The organism is Sulfuricurvum sp. (assembly GCF_028681615.1).
Taxonomy (GTDB): Bacteria; Campylobacterota; Campylobacteria; order Campylobacterales; family Sulfurimonadaceae; genus Sulfuricurvum.
The window spans coordinates 14,825-35,925 of record NZ_JAQUHV010000019.1 but is presented as its reverse complement, the minus strand read 5'-3'; the positions used below and the strand labels follow the sequence as shown (position 1 = coordinate 35,925).

The 21,101-nt window shown below is 42.5% G+C and carries 28 protein-coding genes; all 28 read left to right on the top strand.

All coding sequences use genetic code 11. The features are described 5' to 3' along the window. Nucleotides 1–150 precede the first annotated feature (150 nt). On the top strand, nt 151–2,868 hold the full coding sequence (locus PHE37_RS12610) for a phage/plasmid primase, P4 family (protein WP_299995664.1): 2,718 nt from the start codon (nt 151–153) through the stop codon (nt 2,866–2,868). Continuing rightward, nucleotides 2,868–3,260, top strand: coding sequence for a hypothetical protein (locus PHE37_RS12605; protein ID WP_299995666.1), 393 nt, complete (start codon nt 2,868–2,870; stop codon nt 3,258–3,260). The genes PHE37_RS12610 and PHE37_RS12605 overlap by 1 nt, the downstream gene beginning before the upstream one ends. After that, complete coding sequence (locus tag PHE37_RS12600; protein WP_299995668.1) at nt 3,257–3,832, top strand: DUF736 family protein; 576 nt, start codon at nt 3,257–3,259, stop codon at nt 3,830–3,832. Before PHE37_RS12605 ends, PHE37_RS12600 begins: the two co-directional genes overlap by 4 nt. 9 nt (nt 3,833–3,841) lie before the next feature. Further along, complete coding sequence (locus PHE37_RS12595) at nt 3,842–4,084, top strand: hypothetical protein (protein WP_299995669.1); 243 nt, start codon at nt 3,842–3,844, stop codon at nt 4,082–4,084. 3 nt (nt 4,085–4,087) lie between these two features. Beyond that, nucleotides 4,088–4,225, top strand: coding sequence for a hypothetical protein (locus PHE37_RS12590; protein ID WP_299995670.1), 138 nt, complete (start codon nt 4,088–4,090; stop codon nt 4,223–4,225). A gap of 103 nt (nt 4,226–4,328) precedes the next feature. Next, nucleotides 4,329–4,712, top strand: a complete 384-nt coding sequence (locus tag PHE37_RS12585) for a hypothetical protein (RefSeq protein WP_299995672.1) — start codon at nt 4,329–4,331, stop codon at nt 4,710–4,712. After that, nucleotides 4,709–5,299, top strand: coding sequence for a hypothetical protein (locus tag PHE37_RS12580; RefSeq protein WP_299995673.1), 591 nt, complete (start codon nt 4,709–4,711; stop codon nt 5,297–5,299). The genes PHE37_RS12585 and PHE37_RS12580 overlap by 4 nt, the downstream gene beginning before the upstream one ends. After that, entirely contained in the window at nt 5,299–5,541 is a 243-nt protein-coding gene (locus PHE37_RS12575) for a hypothetical protein (protein ID WP_299995675.1), read from the top strand. Before PHE37_RS12580 ends, PHE37_RS12575 begins: the two co-directional genes overlap by 1 nt. Beyond that, complete coding sequence (locus tag PHE37_RS12570) at nt 5,534–6,121, top strand: hypothetical protein (protein WP_299995677.1); 588 nt, start codon at nt 5,534–5,536, stop codon at nt 6,119–6,121. Before PHE37_RS12575 ends, PHE37_RS12570 begins: the two co-directional genes overlap by 8 nt. Beyond that, nucleotides 6,118–7,629 carry a hypothetical protein gene (locus tag PHE37_RS12565; RefSeq protein ID WP_299995679.1) on the top strand — a complete coding sequence of 504 codons (1,512 nt, stop codon included), beginning with the start codon at nt 6,118–6,120 and terminating at the stop codon, nt 7,627–7,629. The genes PHE37_RS12570 and PHE37_RS12565 overlap by 4 nt, the downstream gene beginning before the upstream one ends. Nucleotides 7,630–7,726: 97 nt before the next feature. Beyond that, entirely contained in the window at nt 7,727–8,347 is a 621-nt protein-coding gene (locus PHE37_RS12560) for a recombinase family protein (protein ID WP_299995680.1), read from the top strand. Next, the gene (locus tag PHE37_RS12555) at nt 8,344–8,757 is read left to right on the top strand and encodes a hypothetical protein (protein ID WP_299995681.1); all 414 of its coding nucleotides are present in this window, start codon (nt 8,344–8,346) and stop codon (nt 8,755–8,757) included. Before PHE37_RS12560 ends, PHE37_RS12555 begins: the two co-directional genes overlap by 4 nt. Continuing rightward, nucleotides 8,754–9,506: a replication initiation protein gene (locus PHE37_RS12550; RefSeq protein WP_299995683.1), complete on the top strand. Its 753-nt coding sequence runs from the start codon at nt 8,754–8,756 to the stop codon at nt 9,504–9,506. The genes PHE37_RS12555 and PHE37_RS12550 overlap by 4 nt, the downstream gene beginning before the upstream one ends. A 314-nt stretch (nt 9,507–9,820) precedes the next feature. After that, on the top strand, nt 9,821–11,461 hold the full coding sequence (locus PHE37_RS12545; protein ID WP_299995685.1) for a hypothetical protein: 1,641 nt from the start codon (nt 9,821–9,823) through the stop codon (nt 11,459–11,461). A 65-nt stretch (nt 11,462–11,526) separates the two neighbouring features. Continuing rightward, the gene (locus tag PHE37_RS12540) at nt 11,527–11,916 is read left to right on the top strand and encodes a hypothetical protein (RefSeq protein WP_299995687.1); all 390 of its coding nucleotides are present in this window, start codon (nt 11,527–11,529) and stop codon (nt 11,914–11,916) included. After that, nucleotides 11,913–12,434 carry a hypothetical protein gene (locus tag PHE37_RS12535; protein WP_299995689.1) on the top strand — a complete coding sequence of 174 codons (522 nt, stop codon included), beginning with the start codon at nt 11,913–11,915 and terminating at the stop codon, nt 12,432–12,434. Before PHE37_RS12540 ends, PHE37_RS12535 begins: the two co-directional genes overlap by 4 nt. A gap of 10 nt (nt 12,435–12,444) precedes the next feature. After that, nucleotides 12,445–13,374 carry a DUF5309 family protein gene (locus tag PHE37_RS12530; protein ID WP_299995691.1) on the top strand — a complete coding sequence of 310 codons (930 nt, stop codon included), beginning with the start codon at nt 12,445–12,447 and terminating at the stop codon, nt 13,372–13,374. 2 nt (nt 13,375–13,376) lie between these two features. Beyond that, entirely contained in the window at nt 13,377–13,775 is a 399-nt protein-coding gene (locus tag PHE37_RS12525; RefSeq protein ID WP_299995693.1) for a hypothetical protein, read from the top strand. After that, nucleotides 13,753–14,088: a hypothetical protein gene (locus tag PHE37_RS12520; RefSeq protein ID WP_299995695.1), complete on the top strand. Its 336-nt coding sequence runs from the start codon at nt 13,753–13,755 to the stop codon at nt 14,086–14,088. Before PHE37_RS12525 ends, PHE37_RS12520 begins: the two co-directional genes overlap by 23 nt. After that, nucleotides 14,075–15,493, top strand: coding sequence for a hypothetical protein (locus PHE37_RS12515; protein ID WP_300008690.1), 1,419 nt, complete (start codon nt 14,075–14,077; stop codon nt 15,491–15,493). The genes PHE37_RS12520 and PHE37_RS12515 overlap by 14 nt, the downstream gene beginning before the upstream one ends. After that, entirely contained in the window at nt 15,490–16,107 is a 618-nt protein-coding gene (locus PHE37_RS12510; RefSeq protein ID WP_299996876.1) for a hypothetical protein, read from the top strand. Before PHE37_RS12515 ends, PHE37_RS12510 begins: the two co-directional genes overlap by 4 nt. A gap of 9 nt (nt 16,108–16,116) precedes the next feature. Continuing rightward, nucleotides 16,117–16,557, top strand: coding sequence for a hypothetical protein (locus PHE37_RS12505; RefSeq protein ID WP_299996879.1), 441 nt, complete (start codon nt 16,117–16,119; stop codon nt 16,555–16,557). Nucleotides 16,558–16,898: 341 nt separating this feature from the next. After that, nucleotides 16,899–17,267: a hypothetical protein gene (locus PHE37_RS12500; RefSeq protein WP_299996882.1), complete on the top strand. Its 369-nt coding sequence runs from the start codon at nt 16,899–16,901 to the stop codon at nt 17,265–17,267. 176 nt (nt 17,268–17,443) lie between these two features. Continuing rightward, on the top strand, nt 17,444–17,740 hold the full coding sequence (locus PHE37_RS12495) for a hypothetical protein (RefSeq protein WP_299996884.1): 297 nt from the start codon (nt 17,444–17,446) through the stop codon (nt 17,738–17,740). Continuing rightward, nucleotides 17,697–18,254 carry a hypothetical protein gene (locus PHE37_RS12490; protein WP_299996886.1) on the top strand — a complete coding sequence of 186 codons (558 nt, stop codon included), beginning with the start codon at nt 17,697–17,699 and terminating at the stop codon, nt 18,252–18,254. The genes PHE37_RS12495 and PHE37_RS12490 overlap by 44 nt, the downstream gene beginning before the upstream one ends. Beyond that, on the top strand, nt 18,214–18,564 hold the full coding sequence (locus PHE37_RS12485; RefSeq protein WP_299996889.1) for a hypothetical protein: 351 nt from the start codon (nt 18,214–18,216) through the stop codon (nt 18,562–18,564). Before PHE37_RS12490 ends, PHE37_RS12485 begins: the two co-directional genes overlap by 41 nt. Before the next feature lie 204 nt (nt 18,565–18,768). Continuing rightward, complete coding sequence (locus PHE37_RS12480) at nt 18,769–19,353, top strand: hypothetical protein (protein ID WP_299996890.1); 585 nt, start codon at nt 18,769–18,771, stop codon at nt 19,351–19,353. Then, nucleotides 19,353–21,095, top strand: coding sequence for a hypothetical protein (locus PHE37_RS12475; protein WP_299996892.1), 1,743 nt, complete (start codon nt 19,353–19,355; stop codon nt 21,093–21,095). The genes PHE37_RS12480 and PHE37_RS12475 overlap by 1 nt, the downstream gene beginning before the upstream one ends. Nucleotides 21,096–21,101: the final 6 nt, after the last annotated feature.

Below are 21,101 nucleotides of genomic sequence, written 5' to 3'. Positions count from 1 at the left end.
TTCATTTTAGTGCAGAAGTTGGAAAACGTAAGGGGTCATGGAAAGGTGGAACTATCGGGCATAGTATAGAAATGCTCGATGATGAAAGCGTACAAGAGTGTTTCATTCGGTATTGTCAAAAAGAAAACCTAACTTTTATTGGGTTAGCTGATGAGTGAACAAACCGAACAGCAACGTATCTATCAAGAGCGTCAAAAAGCCTATCGTTACGCTCAGGTTATCAATGAGCAAAGCTCCGAAGAGGTGATGGCGAAAGTACGGACAAAATGGGAAAAAGCTCAAAAAGCTCTGCAATGGGTTTTAGAGAATAAACCCAACGAGGTTAAAAAGTCGTTTCCGTTTTTGTTCGGTGCGGCCAAAGAGATCGCGGATGAAGCATTAGCGTTTATCGGGTGGTGCGATCCGCATGAGTCGATCGCTATCTATAACCATCATGAGGATGTTTTTCACTACGAAAAGGTGCGGGAGAAATTCGCGTATCATAAAAACGAGGACGGAAGTTTCGCAACTGATCCCGAAACGGGGAAATGGATCATCGTCGGGAGACGTTCGGGGGATAAGTGGATCACGGGTAAGGGGGAGAGAGTCGGGCATCCTTTTCCGATATCGCTTTTTCACCATGTGGATAATTTCGGAACTATCATCGTATGTGAGGGGGAGAAAGATGCCCTTAACCTGAATCTCTACGGAGTTCCTGCACTGACACTCGGAGCGGCGGGGATCGGATGGGTCGGTGAATCGCTGGAACTATTGCGCGGTCGGGATGTGGTGCTATGGTTTGACAATGACCGTGCCGGACGTGATGGAACACTGGGGCGTGATCTAGGGGATGGGAAGCGGAGTCGCGGACGGTTCGAGGAGATCAAGGCGGTGGCTGCATCGCTCACGCTGGTGGATTGGTCGATGCTCGATCCTGAGGCGGAAAATAAAGCAGACGCGACTGATTATCTGCTTAAGGTGGGGAATATCGGACCCGATGCGCTGATCCAAAAACTCAAATACTGCGCATTTCGTCCGCGTGTGTCACGTAGCTGGAATGATGTAGCGATGCTCATGGCGCAAAACGTCACCCCGCTGCGGAGTGAGCGCGATACCGAACTGGCGTTTATGCTGGAGCGGTTCGTCGATGCGATCAAAAGCGATAAGGAGAGCGGCGCTTATCCGAAACTGGTCGAGCGTGCGAACGAGCTGATCAATAAAGACGAAGCGAAAGCGGAGACGATGCGGCTATCCCGTCTACCATCACCAAAACCCGAAGATCTCGAAGAACTCAAAAAGTGGGAAATCGCTCAGGCAAAAGCGGAGAAAGTGTTTCACGATGCGATCGAGGATACGGTGCTGCTGAAATATTTTAACCGTACTATCCTCGGAGATTTGCGAAAGCACGTAACGTCGGATGTAGTGTTGCACTGGGAAGAGAGTTTCGAGAATATCGGGGTGCGGTTCGGGAAGCTGGGGAATGAGTATCTGTACTGGTGCGGTACTCACTATGCACGGGTGGAAGCGTATCAGTTCGAGAATACCTTTAACGATTTTTTGAAACTCTCGAAAGTGAACATCAAACAGCGCTACAACGAAACGAGCTTTAAATCACCGGCACGCGCGGGGATACTCTCTAATGCGTATCATATCAACGATCTGCGTGATCGATGGGAGAAGTTCGCCGTTATCAATCATCAAAACGGGATGATCGTGATCGATCCGAACGGAAACATCACCCATAAGAACCATGACGAGGGGGACGGTATGACGTATGTGCTGCCGTTCGCGTATGATCCGGATGCGAAGATACCGTTATTTAAAAAGTTTTTGGATGCTGCTGTACCGGATGAGGGGATACAGATGATCCTGGCGGAGTATATCGGGTATATCTTTTTGCCGAAGTATGTGCAAAAGTTTCTCTTTTTGTACGGGTCGGGGGGTAACGGTAAATCGACGCTGATCGATATCATCAAAGCGCTGCTCGATCCTAACAGCGTCAGCAATCTCGAAGTGCTCAATATGCACGGGCATGAACTCGATGCGCTGAACGGAAAGATCCTCAATCTCTCTACGGAGCTGGAGAGCAACGTAATCCTCAATCAGGGTCAGATATCGAACATCAAGAAAATATCGGTCGGGGAAGAGCTGCAAGTCAATCCGAAGTTTGATAAATCCTACGTCCTCAAAAAACCGCCGAAGTGTATCATGGCCGGGAATGAGAAGCTAAAGGGTGGCGGGATGAACGATGCGCTTACGCGTCGTATGATCCTCGTACCGTTCGATCAGTCGATCCCCGAATCTCAGCAGGATGTTAATCTCGTCCATAAGATCGTGGAGAATGAACTCCCCGGAGTTCTCAACTGGGCTATCGAGGGGATGCTCCGTTTTGTCAAGAACAATAACAAGTTTACGAAATCGAGCATCATCGATGAGAGCATGGAGGATTACCGTGTAGAGACGGATCAGATCTATGCGTATATCAAAGAGTGCTTCGGCGTTTGGGAGGGCGGTAAACCGGATAGAGCGGATATGGCTCGTCAGCTCCATGATATCGTACTGATCTACAATGAAAATATCAAGATCCCGACTCAGTTCATCTATCAGCATTATTGCGAATGGGCGAAAGAGGCAGGGATCAAACCGATACAGCAGCGTAATTTCTCCAGCAAACTCGCGGAGAAACTCAAAACCAAGATATCGACTCAGCGGGTTCATGCGGTCAGCGTAACAAAAGGATATGCGGCAGGGGATGGACTGATACCGAACTGGAAAGAATCTAAACCGCTGAAATGTTTGGTCGGTTTCTCGATCCAAAGCGATATCAAGATATCGATTAACGGGTTAGAGATGGGTGTGATGGAAACTATACAAAAAGGGGGAGAGTAATGCAGTTTCAGGAGTTTTTAGATCAGGTGTTACCGGATAAGGGATCACAAGCAACATTGCAATTTTTCGTCGGTAAAAACATACCGGGAAGCACTATTAAGTTTAGAGGGGTTAGTCCGTCAGGAAAAACCACGATGGAAAGAATAATTACCGGGGTATTTCCGGATTTTAATGATCGTATCGATCATAACAATGAAACAAAAAATAATTTGGTAAATGCAATTTATTTTACCAATATGATATCTGCTAATGACATGATATTCGGATTATATGAAGAGATAATCGCTAACGATAGAGACAGTATTGTGAAATGGGCGAAAGAGGGTGCGGATATGACACCTGGTGAACTTTCGGAAATTGTTTTAAATTCAATCATAGGGGAGAGTAAATGACAATCGGACACATATCAATGCAGAGTTTTGAGGACAAAACTACTAAAAAACAAGTGAAGTATTTGGAGATGGTGATCCGTCCTCCGATGATGGAGAGTGCGACGTTTACGATACAGCACGTAAAACCTGAGACAAAGCGCAACGAGAACGAACCCGATTATGTAATTTGGTACCGTGCTCCTCAAAAATCAAAATATCCGTATCCCTCGGCACGTGTGGGTGCATTGTGGAATAAGGTCGGTAAAGAGAGCGGTTTGGAGTATAAGGGTGGGCATATCGAGCACCCTCTCGCTCCAGGCGGTAAAATCAATATTGCGGTATATGTCTCTAAACCAAAAGAGGGTGAGACGCTTCCATACTCTCATGATGTGGTATGGTCTGCTCCAAAACCTCAGAGTAATGAGGGAGGATACATCGATGGCGGATATGCTGCACCGAGTTATGGGAATATCCCCGTAACGGTACAGAACGCAGCAGGGGAAATAACCGGAACCGGAACGATGACACGCACACCTATGCCGGAGAATAATCTCCCTGAGATCGATATCAACGAAGATGAAATACCGTTTTAGGAGAGGGTGATGGAAGATATATATGTGATGATCTGTGCGATCACTGGATTCGCAATCTATGATATTGGGAAGTATTTTTTCCAAAAACTTCGTCGACGTTGGGGTGAAAATCCGAAGAATTTATTCAATGTATTTATTCATTGGGTATTTAAAAATTGGCTTCCTATTTTTATGGTGATTGGGTTAATGGGAATTTTTTCCATGTTGGGGAAGTTAATAGGGCTTGCTTTTGTGCAAATTTTAAAGGGGTAAGTGATGAAACTATGGTTAATAGGCTATGAAGCCTGTCATGCAATTTTTGCAGAGAATACTCCGATAGTTGTCATGCAATGCGATCGTGAACCGACCGAACGAGAGGCAGAAAATCCTAAGGATGCGACATGGCGCGGATAATTCCTATAAAAGGCGGTTTTGAGGTTTGGGATAAAGGGGAGATGGTATATCGAGGCAAGAGTGTTTACGGTGCAAATCGATTTTTAGGTAAGAGGTTACGGGGATGAGTCAAATTGAAAAAGAGTTTCTCGCCGAAGAGTGCGCAGTAGATGAATCAGAGGTTTATAATTCATATCCTATTGAAAAAAATGAAGTCCTATTGTTTACATCTCCATTTGATCAAAAGATTTTAGATCGCACTAAAATACGTACCGCACGGAAGCGGGATAAGTCGGGAGAGTTTACCATTAAAGGTGAACAATTTAAAGCAGAGTTTGAAGTAGCATTAACAATACCTGCTTTTATATCTCTTTTCGATAACGATCATTATTTTCCTGATGAATTTGGTTTTGAATCCTATCCTGAAATGTGGGCTTATTATGGATTATATTTTCAAAATGGTGATTTAGTTGTTGTGCATAAGATCATTGATTTGGAGAGTGAATGATGAAACTCACACCTACTCAACAATCCATTATTCTCGTTAGCATGATCCAAACCATCCTCGGTGAGTATAAAGAGGATGAGATCACATCTGCTATTGCTAATCTTAAAGCGGTATGTTTGCGGTTTACCGATCTGCAATCGGGGGTAAAGTTTTTGCCGTTTATCGGTCCTAAAGTGGTGGATCATAAACGGTACCAGCTTTTTATCAAAACGAAACTGATCGCTGATCGTATATGGAAATCTACAGTAGATCGATATGCCGCTCAGAATGTATCATTCGATGCAAATGAGAGCATCCGTGCACTATGGGAGTATAACCCTCAAATGCTCAAAAAGTACGCAAAGATCAAAGAGCGCTATGCATTAGCTTATATCAATGACGGCGTTCCAGGATCGGACAAACTGCAAAGTGCCGGATCAGTGATCGGAGGGTATATCACCGAAATGCTCGACAAAGAGATGGGTATCAAACGTAACGGTAGGCTCGCTGCCCTGAAAAATAAAATCTCTCATGCAGTTGATGCTAACCCGGAAGCAGCAAAAGAATCAGCTTATAAATATGTAGAATTGATTAAGGGAGTGGCGTAATGAGTGGTAAAACTGATTTTTTTGAACTGCCTATAGGTGAGTATCATCCTAGAGAGTGTATCGAGATCGATGTTATCTCAATGAGAGCTGGGCATACCATCGAAAATTTACAAAAACGGATCAAAGAACTAGAGAGTGAAAAAATAGAATTGATCAATAAGTATTCTGTACTTTCAACAAAATACAGTGATTTAGTGGATGAATACTTAAAATTAAAATACAGCGAAAATATCGATGTCTGAACTCCAATCTACCGCTACTATGACACCGGAACAAAAAAAGGCGATGGACGTGTGGCTGGAATCGGCCACGCTGGATAATGATTTTGAGACGATATCGGATCGTCGTCTCTCTGAGGTGCTTATGAGTGAGCATAGTATAGAGGCGAGTAAGAGCGCGATAGAGCGGTGGCGTAAAAAGTTTAATTGGGAAAGTTTTCTCGATCTTAAAATCGCCAGTTCCATAGTCACTGATGAAGAGAAGATGGATGACATCAAAAAGTCGGTGGGGATTGAAGTCGCTAAGGCTATGGTGGTGGATGTTAAGCGTAACGGGGAGTTAAACTCTATTGCGTATGCGATCATGGAGGGGGAACTCAAAGCGATCTATCAAAAGCTACAAGACAGCAAACGGATTACAGCAGATGAGGCGAAGTATGCCAAAGATGTAGCGACACTTACCTCAGGGCGTGAGGATAGGCTGATGGATCGTGCTGCGCTTATGGGTGCCGGATCAAAAGTTAGCCGTGATGATTTCCTCAATGCGATCGCCAATACAATCGTACAGCTCGAAGATGAAGTTATGGAAGCTGAGTTCGAATGAGTGTTATCCCTAAGGCTCTGCGTGATCGGATGACCCCGATCGTACAACTCAAACTTGCCAAATCAGTCGCTCCTGGAATATTTGAAAACGCTACCCCAAAAATACACCCTCAGGTCCTCGATTTTGTTAATACTGCCGGATCTCGCGCTGCGGTTGTAATGTCTCGCGGTTTTGCCAAATCGACACTCCTCAATAAAGTCCATATTTTCAGCCGCGTGTTTTTGCTCCATGAGCCTTATACCCTGATCGTTTCGGAAAACGCTAAAAAAGCGCAATCGTTTCTCCGTGACATCAAGCGGATGATTATCGATGCGGAACTGCTTGGATACGATATCCATAAAGGGGATATTTGGAACGAGAGCATGATCGAGATCGTCACCGGAGGAAAGCGTGTCGCTATCGCTGCGTTCGGTGCCGGAGAGGACCCGCGCGGTTACGTATATAATAATATCCGTCCGACGTTTATCGTTGCCGATGATATCGAAAGCCGTGAGCTGGTACGCTCTGCGGCGCAGCGTGACAAACTGGCAGAGTGGTTTTTCCAAGATCTACTCCCTGCCCTGCACCCGGATGGGGACGTGCTCATCGTCGGCACGATCATGCACGCGGAACAGCTACTCTCCAAGATCCTCAAAAATCCGCAGTGGAAGTATATCATCATACCGTGCTACAAAGAGGACGGAAGCCCTGCATGGCCATCACGCTGGCCGCGTGAAAAGCTCGAAGCTATGCGTATGGAGTTTGAAGCGCAGGGGCTATTTAATGCGTTCCCGAATGAGTTCTTATGTATTCCTCAAAATGAGGAGAAAATGCTCTTTAAGCGGGAGCAATACAACTATTTTGAGCGGATACGTTATAGCGATAAAGTAAAGCATCTCCATTTTAAAAATGTACGTGACGCGCATGATGTTAAAATCTATACTCCCGAAGCACTCATCCTCGATAATGGGGAAGAGATACCGTACAGCTCTTTGTCGGTTTATACTACGATGGATTTGGCCAGTGACGGAAAAGATAAGAGCTGTATTTTTACGGTAGGGCATGACAGTCAAGGACGAGAATTTAATCTCGATATCAGTGCAGGGCATTGGAACCCGTTTGAAAAGTCGATCCATGCTCTGAGAGTCTATAAGACGTTTCACCCGATCCGGTTCGGGATTGAGAAAGCCGGCGCGCAAAACGACTTTTTCTATACGATCGACGTCGCCCAAAAAGAACATGGTATCTATCTTCCTATCGAAGAGCTGAGGCATGGCGGAGTGAATAAAAACATCCGTATCGGGAATCTGCATCCATCCTATATGGCGCGAAAGATTTACCATAACCGAAGTGATCCGAATAACGGATACTATGAAGCGCAGCTCGGCGCGTTTAACATCGATATCCAAAGCGGTGTCGATGATATGATCGATGCACGGGCGTATCATCTGCAATTCATCCAAGGGCGCACGTTCGAGCCTGATCTATACGATTACGATGATGAGTATTTGACTGGCGCATGGGACTAAATAATAGTAATAAACTATTGATACAATATTAAAACAATAGTATTATTTAAGGTTTGTAAAATTATAATGATGTTTAGAATTTTACAAAGGGGATAGTATGGCAGTGGTGGGCTATGTTCGGGTATCGACTGAGACGCAAGATACTGAGAATCAGATGGGCGAGATAATGCGTTGGGCATTGGCGCATAGTATGAATGTTGATAAGTATGTGGGTGAGTCGATCAGTAGCCGTAAAAAAGAGCGTGAGATTTTTGATTTGGTTGATACGCTGGTAGAGGGGGATATTCTCATAGTTACTGAACTCTCACGGGTAGCTCGTAGTGTAAAAGAGCTCTCCTCTATTACGGAAACCCTTATCAATAATAAAGTGCGTATGGTGTTTCTAAAAGAGGGATTGGATATTAGCGATAATAATCCGGCCGGGAAAATGATGTTATCCATACTGGGTAGCATTGCAGAGTTCGAGCGAGATATGATCTCTATGCGTACTAAAGAGGCGATAAAATCTAAAAAAGCCGCAGGGATATCGGTCGGACGAGTAGAGGGATCTAAAAATAAAGAGCATAAGCTCATGGGGAAAGAGAAAGAGATCCAAAAGTATCTCGATATGGGAATAAGTAGAGTTAAGATCGCGGCCATGTTAAAGGTGAGCCGTCCGACGCTTTATGATAAATTGGAGGAAATGGGGATAAAATTAGATGAAATGGAGACAAAATGAACTTTTTTAATGCAGTTAAATTCAATATACTATCAATGTTTTCTACTAAATCAGAAATGGATATATTAAAGCATAAGATAGATGATATCGAAAAGCCCTATGATATTGCAATTGATACACTGAAAAAATGCAACATGTTTTCAAAAGAAACTACAGCTTATATCTCCTCATTAATTGCAAATAGAGATTTTAATGGCGTTAACCGAGCTAATGTGATCTTCGAAAATGCACTAGATAGTATAAACGCTTTTAGAGAAAAAATTGGAAGCGCATTAACACATAATGACTTCGATATCCGTGCAGATTACATGACAGTTAAAATACAGTGCGATTTTATTATTAACACACTTTCAAAAGCAACACAAGCACTAAAAGATAATAATTCGTACACTGGGCCTGAGACAAAATGAGCGGAAAACTCTACAAACATAACCCAGTAATACGCGGTCACATGACCGACGCATCCGATCCGTCCGTATCCGAAGAGAACCAAAAGATCATAACCCTAGATGCGTTTGAGATCGACCTCTTTAATGCGATCTACTATTTTTCTCAACAAAGCCTATGGAACCGTGATCCGGATATGGTCGATTATGAAGTAGTTACACTGCGCTACTCCAATGTGAAAAAGTTTTTAGGTATCCGAAGTAACGATTTTAAAACAATGGTGATCGCTGCACTTTCACGGCTGCTCACAACTGAGATAGTATTTAAAAGCTACACCTATGAAAGCGGACGTACAGTTCATAATCTGCACGTTACCGCGATATCGCATTTTGCTGAAGAGGTTAATCTCGATTCAGATGCTTTTGAGGTGCATATCAATCCGATCATGAGCCGGGCGATTGCACAGCATCAAAACAATTTTACAATCATCGATATGCGTAAAACCCGCAGACTTACCAGCAAATACGCAAAGCGGCTGTATGAGTGGCTATCATCTATGAAACAGCTCAATAAAAAAATATCCGTCGATCTTGATACTATGAACACATTGCTAGGTATGGAGGAGAGCGATTTTAAACGGGCAAATAAGATCATCAAGAACTCTTATCCTCAACTCTTCGAACTGCTAAATTTTGAGTACAAATATGATCGTACTTCTAAGAAAATAATATTTACATTCAATACAAAAACAGAGGAAGAAAAAGGGGAATAATCTTCCCGTAAACGGCTCCTTTTTTTTCCCGTAAATGGAGCATTTCTCTCCCGTAAACGGAACTTTTACTCCCGTAAACGTCTCCAAACACTCCCGCAAAAGGTACTTTCTCTCCCGTAAACGGAACTTTTATGAGTTATTCACATCATTTAAACTTCGATGATTGCGCTATTTAGAGCATTTTTGCTCTGAACGCTAAATACTTCTAAATCTCTTTCTAAGTAGGTATAAATGGTATTCACACCCAAATTTTAAAATGTGAAAACCGATCCTATCTCTGTCGTACTCTTTGGAAAATTATTCTAAGGCTTCGTATGGCACTCTCAAAATCAGAAGAGCAAGATTACAAACTTATCGGTGATGCATTTGCGCGTCAGAGCAGATATCATGCAAAGTGGCTGCGAAATGATCGCTATTATCATGCACGTTACAGCGAAAAGCAGTGGAACAAACTCAAAAAAACAAAACGATCTAAACTTTTTATCCCGGTAATCCGAAATATCATCAATATCACTAAGTCGATTTTTACCACGTCATTTTTCTCTGCCGGTTGTCCTATCGAGATTACCTATATCGGAGACAGTGATAAAGACAAAGCGAATGTCGCTACTACGGTAGTGAAGTATTGGTATGACAAAGATAAACCGTATAAGAAGCTGGCTCGATCGTTTTGGTCTGCTCTCACTATGGGGCTGGGAATTGTAATAAGTTATTGGGATAATGATCGTATCCGTACTCAGGATATTTTCATCAAAGATATCGCGTTTGATTATGAGGCTACCGATATCGATGATGTTCAATACCTGGCATATCGTTTTTACGAGAGCGGTAATACGATCATGGATAAGATCGATCGCAAATTTTACAAGATAAAGAAAAAAGATTTTTTCGGAAATAACCCGGAAGAGAAATTTTCCAAACGCTATAAAATCGAAGAGCTTATAAAGCGTAAGGGTAAAAAATGGTCATGTAGGACGTTTTGTGACGGTAAGCTGATGCGTGAGACGGTGTTTGAGCGCAATCCGTTCCAATACGGGTATGCGATCGATGAGTACAAGTATCAGGATATCGATCTGCAAAAAGATCAAATCCTCGTTTATGGCGGTACGCTGGTATGGATGCTCAAAGAGATACAGGATGAGATTAATATCAAGCGCAATCAGAAAAACGATATCCAAGAAGAGAAGATCAACCCGACCTATTTTGTCGGAGACGGGATCAAACTCAATCCTTTTGATCTGAAAAAAGGCCCCGGAAGCGCGATCAAGTTTTCGGGGAAAATTACGGGCGATAATTTTCAGCAGCGTCAAACTCCTAGCGAAGTAAGTCTCGATAACGATCTCGCTGTTCTAACGAAACAAGATCTCGAAGATTCTAGCGGGGTGAATGGGATCATGCGCGGCGGAACGAGTGCAAGCGATCGACGATCTGCCGCATCGCTTTCTATCATCAATGCGAATAGCTCTCCACGCATCGAGGATATGATACTACTCATATCCGATACCCTCTTTCACCATTGGGCTAAAAATTTCGTTTATCTTGCTATCAAACATACTACTGATGATCTGATCCATAAGCTCACGGAACGTAACGATTTCCCTCTCGGAAAATATGGAAAACGGGAACTGGATGATTTTAACCTCAGTATCAAGTTTGGAAGCTCGATCAATAAAGATGCGAAGATCAATGATCTGCTCTCTATCGTGCAAATGTTCCTCCAAAACCGTGACCCGAATAATCTCGATGAGACGCGATTTATAAACGAAGTGACGAAACAGATCGTTACTTTGAAGCTTGGTGAGAATACCAAGCTGTTTGATATGCTCTCACCTACTCCGCAGCCTCCAACTAATCCAGGTGAAAATCCAAATGAGTCCGCAGAAAAACCAGCAGAGGAGGGTATCGATCCACAAGAAGAGCGCGAAAAAATGCTTTTGGCCGCCGGAAGCGCATAAAAGTGTAAAAAGTGGTGTTGAGAGGGCGTTATAGTTTAAATGATAATTTAAAACAAGGGGATGATATGGCTGTTTTATTAGAGGGTGAAACGGATCTCGGTGTGATCGTCAAAAAACACGAATCGGGAATCCGTCAAACGGATAAAGGTCATCAATTTATGACCGGAAATATCGGTGATACGCTGGTACGCGGTGCAGATAAAAAATGCCGACTTATCTCCAAAGATGAGATGCGTGAGCGGGAAGCGTCTGCGGTACCAAAAGAGACTGCGGCACAGAAGCGAGCACGTTTAGCTGCTGAAGCTGTACAAAACGGAAATCCCGGCAGTACCGCTGATACCGGATCAAGTCAAAACGGTGCTGGTGCTGGAGGAGATACTGGAGTAACTGGAACCGATGAAAACGGAGCTGGATCCGGTGGAACTGGTACCGGAGATACCGGAGCTGCGCAATGAAAAAGTTTCTTCATATCCTGATGATGGCTTTCGCGTGCTGGTTCGATGAACCGGGCGATGCCGGAGGTGGAGAAGGCGGTGGAGATGAACTGCCAGGTGATGCTACTCCCCCGTCCAATCCAAACCCTGCCCCTGCCGGCGATGAGCATATCACGCTATCCAAAGCACAACTGGCGGAGCTGGTCGAACCCATAAATGAGTATCGTCAGGAAAAGGCGGTCAATGCCGCCGTAAGTGATATCGCATCCCGTCATGAGGGATTTGATATCAAAAAAGTGGGTGAGTATCTCAATGAGCTCTTTAAAACCGATCCGAAAAAAGCAGAAGATCTTAACGACCCTAAAGGGTGGGAACTTTTATGGATGCGGGAACTGGCACCTAAGAGCGTTAAAGCCGATGAAGTGAACGGCGGACGGAATGTATCAGGTGAAAGCGATCGAGGTGATCTTATCAAGAAGATCAATAGCGGTAACGGTTCGATCGAAGATCACACCGAACTGTTTATGAAATATGCGTAAGGAGCATTAGATGGAAGGATTATTAAGTACAACGGATAAGTTTGGTCGTAGAGCGGATCTTTTTAATGATATTAAAGAGATTGGGTGGACAACAACCCCATTTTTTGCATCATTGACTGCTAAAGCACCAGCGAGTGACACAAACTCATCTTTTGGTCATGAGTGGAATTATATGAATATTCCACAAGGTAGTGATACCAATGCGTATGATGAGGGCTCAGCTCCTGCCCCTGCAACTAAATTTGGAGGTGGAAATGCAAAAAATCATTACCAAATTTTCAAAGATACCTATGGTGTAACCGGTTCGGAAGATGTAGGTACTGAAACCGACGGTAAAAAAGCAAAAGCCCGTCAAATGGCTATGAGCTCATTCGATCACCGTATGTCAATTGAACGTGCTTTACTAAGTGCTACTGCTCCGGTACAGCGTGACAATACTGTAGGCGCAAAAGTAGCTGGTAAATTGGGTGGTGTAAAACATTTCCTTACCGTAAATAATGACTTCGATATGTCTGTAGCAGGTGTTGGTACTGCTTTGACGTGGAAGATTCTGCGTGAGATTTTGAAACCTGGTTTCTTTAGCAATATGCCGGTACGTATTTTGATGATGAACGATACTCAAAAAGATGCGCTTGATGACATTTTATTCTCTAAAACTACCGGAACTTCGTTCGCTTCGGAGCGTTTAGATAATAACATTACAATGATCGGGAATACGGCATACGGTAACAATATTAAAGTTATTGTAAGCCCATTTTTGGCTCAGGATGAGATTTTGGCATATAACCCTGAGTTCGTAAACCCAGTAGTTTATCGTCCAACATTTTCAAAAGATATCCCTAGCGGTGATGATGTCAATGCCGGACAGTTTATTACAGAGATGACATTGCGCGTCCATCATGAGTTGGCAATCTGCCGTCTCAAAGGTTTGGCGGTTTAATCATGTTTACTTATGGAGAATTGACACGACGTATCAAGTTTGAAGTTTCATCGGATCGTTTTGTGGATGATACTGATTTACGCGATATTGTCAATGACTCCATAAGGGATATTGCTATGCGATGTATCCCTCTTTCTTTAGTGTCACAGAGTAATGCTGAGACTATTTTGCGTTGGATCGACAATCTCAATTTTATTCGTATGCCTATGATTACAAGCGGGGTTACAAGTGAAAAAATTGATATTGACGATCTACTCATGGAGGCGGTACTTTTCTCTGCGTGCAAAAGTATCAGCAGAGATAAAAAAGAAGAGTACGAGTCGTTGATCAAAACGGCTATCAGTAATTATCACTGGGCTATTTATGAGGGGGAAACCAATGTCTTGCCAATCTATCAATAACGAAACATGCGATATCAGTATAGTCGCTAACCGATGGGGAAGCAGTGTTTTGTATTCGGAGATGCTTACTCTGGACTCATCGTTATTTTTATTTGATTGTCTTGACATTGCTGCGATCGATACTTTTCTCATGACAGAGTGCAGTATGAATATGAATGCTACACAAGTTCAATTTACACGTGATTTGATTGCTTATGAAGATGGTGTCCTCGATCGTGATGATATTCGTGCATTAGACACTCTTTTTATCGGAATGGTTACAACCGGAAAAGACTGTACTACCTACCAAGGAGATTTAAGTGGCTGCATTTAATTCATTTGTCGAGTTGCTAAGAGATATACGTGATGTTAAATATCCTGATATTGTTGCTAAACATACGGAATATTCAACCGCTGCCGCTGCTATTTTGTTGACTGAACAAAATGCTGCTGACAGTGCTCAAACCGCTACCACAAAAGCAAGCGAAGCCGCTGCCAGTGCTCAAACCGCTACTACTAAAGCAAGTGAAGCTGCGGCCAGTGCTCAAACCGCTTCCACGAAAGCAAGCGAAGCCGATTCTAGCGCTACGCTCGCAAGTGACTGGGCAATTAAAACAAGTGCTCCGGTAAACGGTATCGAGTACAGTGCCAAATACTATGCTAACAGCGCATCCAATAATGCTGGCATTGCTACCACGAAAGCAAGCGAAGCCGCTGCCAGCGCTGCTCAAGCCAATGCCGCATTTACAGCGCTTAATAGCCAAGTTGATACAGCGACAACCGCCGCTAATAATGCTATAACCGCAAAAGATCTTGCAAATACCTATAAAGACAGTGCCAGTAATTGGGCAGATAAAACGTCCGGAGAAGTTGTTGCCGGACGCTACAGCGCAAAATTTTGGGCAGATACCGCCGCATCGTATTCTACGGCAACGGTTTATTCGGATATCGGAGTATATATCTTCCCTGCTCTCGTTATTACATCGGACGGTTTTGCCTATCGATGTATCGCTAAAGACGGTTCAAATAATTTTATCAGTATCAGCGGGATAATCCCATCGAGTGATACTACCAAATGGGCAAGGGTGCAAGGGGGGGTTACAACAGCTTCTGCTCTTGTATTTACTCCAAACGGGGATATATCCTCTGTCAATGTGCAAGATGCAATCGTAGAGCTGCGAAATGATACCGATGAAAAAATAGCTGCCAATACAGCCAGTATCGCCGCTAAAGCGGATCAAATTTCAACCTACACTAAAACAGAAACGGATAATCGTATCGCTGCAGTTGTCGGTGCGGCTCCGGCTGCACTGGATACGCTTGCTAAGATCGCTGCACAGCTCGCATCGGATGAGAGTGCTGCCGGAGCATTAACGATTGCTGTGGCTGGGAAACTCGATATATCAGGCGGTACTACTACCGGACGAACAGTCTTTAAAGAGATTGCTGAAACAGTTTATGCTTTGAGCGGAACTACCCCCGTATTAAGTTCAGCCAATGGGAATTTACAGACATGGGTACTAAGCGCAAATTCAACCCCTACGGATGGATTAAACTCAGGAGATACGATTACTCTGCATATCGATGACGGTACTGCTTATACGGTTAACTGGACTTCTATGCCTATACATTGGATAGGTAGTAGTGCACCTATTATTGCTACCACCGGATACTCGGTTATAACCCTATGGAAAATTGGTACTATGGTCATCGGTATGGCTGGCGGAGACGTAGTATGAGAGCCAATATTATGATGGGTAAGAGTGGAAAACGTCCAGTTTCTATAATAGGTGTAAATAGTACACTCAATGCAGTAAATACCTTAGATTTAACTAAACCTTTAGATACTGCTGCTGGTGACTTAATGATAGTTTCACTAACACTATCTTCATTTAAAACTATTACCCCTCCTGCTGGGTGGGTATTAATAGTAAATAATAGCTATGGAGCTATATACAGTAAAATAGCAACAAGTAGTGAGCCATCTGCATATTCTTTTAGTGCCGCTACAACAATATCAGGTGCAATTATTACTTTTAGAAATGCAAAAATAGGGGTTTTAGGTGCAGTAAATACAGGGACTAATACTACTCAAACTGCTAACAGTATCACAATAACAGACAATAATTCTTTGTTACTTGCTATTTACAGTGCAGGGGGTTCTTATAGTTATACCTATTCTGTACCCTCTGGATTCTCACAAATAGCGTATGATCTAGATATTACTAGACCTTCTTTTTCCATAATGATTAAAAGTGAAGTAAATGCAGGAGCTACTGGAGATGTTATTTCAACTGCTACAAAATCTCTTACTAGTGTATCTAACTACCTATTGTCGATATCACCAAACTAAGGAGAATAGATGAAATATGTCAAAGATAACATCATCAAAACTATAGATCAAGTCCGTCAGGAGTTGCCTAATATCTCAATGAGAGAAGGTGCAGATTTAACAGAGTTTGGGTTTCAAACTTTGATTGAAACTCCTATGCCTATTAGAGATGGGTATCACTACATAGAAGGAGTAACTGGTGTCACCCAAACATGGACTGAGGTTCAGAATGAAGTGGTTATTCCTCAGTCTCTTACTCCAAGACAAATTCGTAAAGTATTAACGGATAGCGGTATGCGTCAAGCAGTTGAAGATATGGTTAAAAATTCAACTGATTTTGATCTAAAAGACTGGTGGGAGTATTCGCTCGATTATGAACGAACTCATCCTAAACTTATCGAGGCTGCTTATACGCTTGGACTTACCGATGCTCAGATCGATACGATGTTTATCATGGGAGCTTCGCTGTGATGCTCCTGATTAACCACCTCTGTGAATCTTTTGTTGGTAATGATGTGCGTACAAAAAACGAGGTGGGTAATGAGTAGTATCGATAAAAAAGATTGCTGTACATGGTTCCCTGATCGGTTTAGAAAAGATGATATTCATCCGTGCTGTTGTAAACACGACTTTGATGTAACGCACTTTTATAACCCTGCTATACCCGCTATAAACTTTTGGAATAATTTAAAGTCTGTAGGAGTACATACTCAATGGAGGGTGATGATTGTATCGGGGGCAACTATCGGGGTATTGGTTCGATATCCGTGGTTTGTATATCAGGTTTATAAAAATAGGAGAGGTGAGGAGTAATGGATATCGAAATGGGAATACTACTCAGTGGAGCAACTGTGATTGCTTCTGTTGCTGTAGCCTATGCTACGGTTAAATTTACGGGTGAAGCAAACCGTAGAGATACTGCAATTTTATTTTCTGAGCTAAAAGAAACAAATATAAAAATGGACTCTCATGGTGAAGCTATTGTTGAGTTAAAAACTAAGCAAGGTGCTGCAATAACAGCTAAAGAAGTTCATGAGCAATATATCTCACGTGAGTTATTTGAGATGCATAAAGCACATATCGATCATCGATTCGACCAAACAGATTCTCGTTTTGATCGAGTTGATAACAATATGGGAAAGATACTAGCTGAATTACAAAATTTAAAGAGTGTGAGATAAGAGTAAATAATGAATATATATCGTGGAATTGATCGCTATAAATTTCCTAACTGGGAAGGATGGAAGATCATTGATGATTATGCAAAGATAAGCCATAACGAAACGACTACTAAGCAGCTTTGCGACAATAATATCCAATTGCAAACACTCGTTAAATCACACTATAAGGAGGAAGTATGATTGAAGAGTTAAAACGTATGAAGTGGGAACTGCTGATTGTTTTAATCGGTATTGCCACTATGGTTTATATGGGTGCTATCGGACAGATGCAGAAGATCATCATTACATCGGTAACGGTTGCTATCGCCATGATACTTGGGTTCAAAGCATCGAAGAAATTCGGAGCACCTAAAATTACATGGGAGAAAGTCGATGAAAATACAAAAGCTATTTTTCGTTTGGGGATTGTGGTGGCTTTTGTTATCGGGTATGCCATTATCAGCAACAGTTTCGCAGTCCGACTCGGTTTATAAACGGTGTTCGCAGTTTATACCAAGTGTAGCGTATTGGCATGAAATTTATTTCGGGATCAATTTTCCCTATGGTTATCCAGTAGGTCAGCTCCAGCAAGAGGCGAACTGCAAGTTTGTTATGTCTAAAGACGGATATGGCTCCGTAGGTGCGGCACAGATCACACCGTCTGTGTGGGCTAAGGCTTTACCGAATGTTGATTTTTGGAGTATCGACGGAAGCTCAAAGGGTCAGGCGTTTATCAATAAAGATGCATGGAAGCAAGCATCGATAAAACGTCTTTGGGTCATGTTCCAAATATACAACGGTGGCGGGTTAGTCAATAAAGAGATCAAACGTGCCGGGGGAATAAATAATTGGGAAGCGGCAAAGGCACAGTGTCGGCGTGGGGTCACTCATTATAAATGGGGGGATATCTCGAACTGCGAGATCAACTATGATTATTCAGTCAAAGTTTATAAATACGGAGGACAGTATGGAAACATTACAGAGTCTAGTCAATACCGTTATTGGTAAGATAATGATAGGGGTAATCGCTGTTTTGGCAGTGACATCAATGTCATTATCAGTATGGGTATATGTACTTAAAGCAGATAATAAAGTTGCTGTAGCTGAGAAGAATCAAGCCCTTTCCAATCTTGATACTATGTCCGGAATATTGGTGAAAAACTATGATGAGTATCAGGTACGATTGGAAGATGCTAATAAAACACTGATCATGACACAAAAACAGTATATCAATACTCAAAAAAGATTAAAAACATGGGAGGATCATAATGATACGTGTGATGAAGCTATGCGCGCTATTGACGCTTATCAGTTTTAGTTTTGTCGGTTGTTCAAAAGTACAGCCGCAACCACCAAAAATGGACACTTGTCATATTCCCTATACTGAACCAGCGGTAATGGATAATACTCCATGTCCACATGATGCTAAATTTTATACGTGTGTAAAAATAAAAGCGGCAAAAAATTATGAGGCTAAAAAGTATGAAAATTCACAACGAGTAATCCATGAGGGAGTTTGCAAATGATGTCATTTGATCAACTCAAAACTTATGCTCTCGATTTATCTAAAGCGGGTGGACTAACGAATAAAGAAAATACCACTTTTCTTTTGGGTGCTCTTCAAACTTTTATGCAGATCGATGCGGATACTGCCGTAAAAGCCGCTCAGGTAAATCTTATCAATGCTCAAATTCAATCCGAGAATTCTAAAAAAGCATTAATCGATCAGCAAAAACTCACTGAAGTACAGCAGACTGCTAAAGTACAGTATGATGTAACAACGCTTATGCCCGCTCAAAAAACACAGATCGACTCTCAAAAAGCAATGCTTGATCAACAAAAGCTCACTGAAGTACAGCGTACGGCTCAGGAAACCTATAAAACTACGACACTTTTAATCGATGAGCATACTCTCAATACTGCCAAGACAGCTTTAACCAATGCACAAAAATCAATGACTGATCGTCAGACTAGCGGGTTTGATGATAAAAAACGGGTGGAACAAGCAACCCAAGCCAGCGGACTCGTCGGGATGATCTATGCCAGCGGAGGAACTATACCTACGGATGCATGGACTTATGCTAAGGGTAAAGTGGATGCGATCTAATGATCCTCAATCTTTCTACGGGTAAGAGTATCCCTGCTGCGTATAAAGATTACTATGTTGCTATGCTTATCTCGTCACGAAAGTGGCGGCGTGATTTGATCCACCACTGGACTAATCACGGTGGATCTCCATTGACGACGATTAATGGTAAAGTGTACTGGGGTGGAACCTATGATATGTTTCATCTCAACGAATCACCGGATAAGATCAAAATGGCAGATTACCTCGGTATCGATGATACGGGAAAAGATGAACTATCAAATATCTCCGGAGCCGATTGGTCGAGAGCCTATTTCAGACCTACACCAAAAACAACTAACCCCTACTCTGCTGAAAACGTATCCTATATGCTCCATAACGGGTTAGCTGCACTGTGTATTTCTAAAGGACTAAGCAGTGTTGTATTTAAAAGTGCCAATATTGAGGTTCCGGTTGTTTATGTGAATGGTGTTGCCGATGATCCTATGAATCATGTACCAGCTCCTATCGATATGAAAGGCGGGACAAGAACTTCATCTAGTTTTGTCGGGTTGGATATCTACAACACAACACATAATTACAGCTCCAATATATTGCTGCAAACACTCAATGCTTTAGGTACATCGAATGTCGGAAATATTTTAGGGGCTATTTATAACTGTACGAATTTTTTTGAACAGTTTTGCAGTCATACTATTTCGGTAAGTTTGGTCGATACCATTAAAAATCAAATTACCAATTTAGATCAAACATGGGTCTTTCAAACATGGGACAGTTTTGCTATGGGAGATTATTCATGGATGGATGTAAATAATATCACAGATTATCTCTATCCTCAGATAGTAATAGGATCATCTTTAGAATCCGATTATTTTACGTTCTCAACATTCCAAAACATTAAAAACCGTTCAAATCCTACGGAAATTATTAAAAATTTGTCCGGATATATTATGGATATTGTTGATGGTTCTATTACCGGAAATACTTTATTTTCATCTATAATTAAGCCAATACCCTACTCATGGGCCATAGTGGACAATAATCATTTATGGTTTGAGTATGAGTATATTATGGCTATGGATATCAAAGAGTTTGCCCATCTGCTCACTCTGCATCTCGATATTGAAGTAGGGGCAGATAGTGGGTTTTGGGGAACCTTTATCGGATCATTCATCGGGGTAGTTTTAAATATTGTGAGTACCGTAATAGGGGCATTTTTTAAAGTCGTAGAGCTGTGTGATTTTATCATGAAACCGACGATACGGGCACTGCTTAAAGTGTTTGGGGTAAATGGGGTCAAGCTCGATAAGATCATAGCAGCCTATACGGAAATCCGTAATCAAATCGCATTAATCGTAGCTACAATCGGTATCGGGGCATATTTGGAGGGTTCATCCATCGCCGCTGAATCGAGTGCCGCTATGGTTGAGAGCGGAGGTTCAGCTCTGAGCGCTGCTGAGACAGATATGATTATCAACGGTTCTATTGAGGCTGCATTTGGATCAATAGGATCATCTCAATTAGCTGAATACGGACTCAAAATCGCTTCGGGGGTTTTTAGTGCTATTTCAGGGGTGGGAAGCACTACCGGATCGGACGCTGTTAAGAATGTAGCGGAAAGCAGTAGCCAAAGTACCAATCCGATGCAGCTAGTTTATGGGGATAACGATATCGATATCATCGATGCGCTTTATATGATGATGGATGATCCGATGATGGCGCTCAGTATGGATTCGGATACTCTGAGTATGGTTTATTCGTGAAAAGTG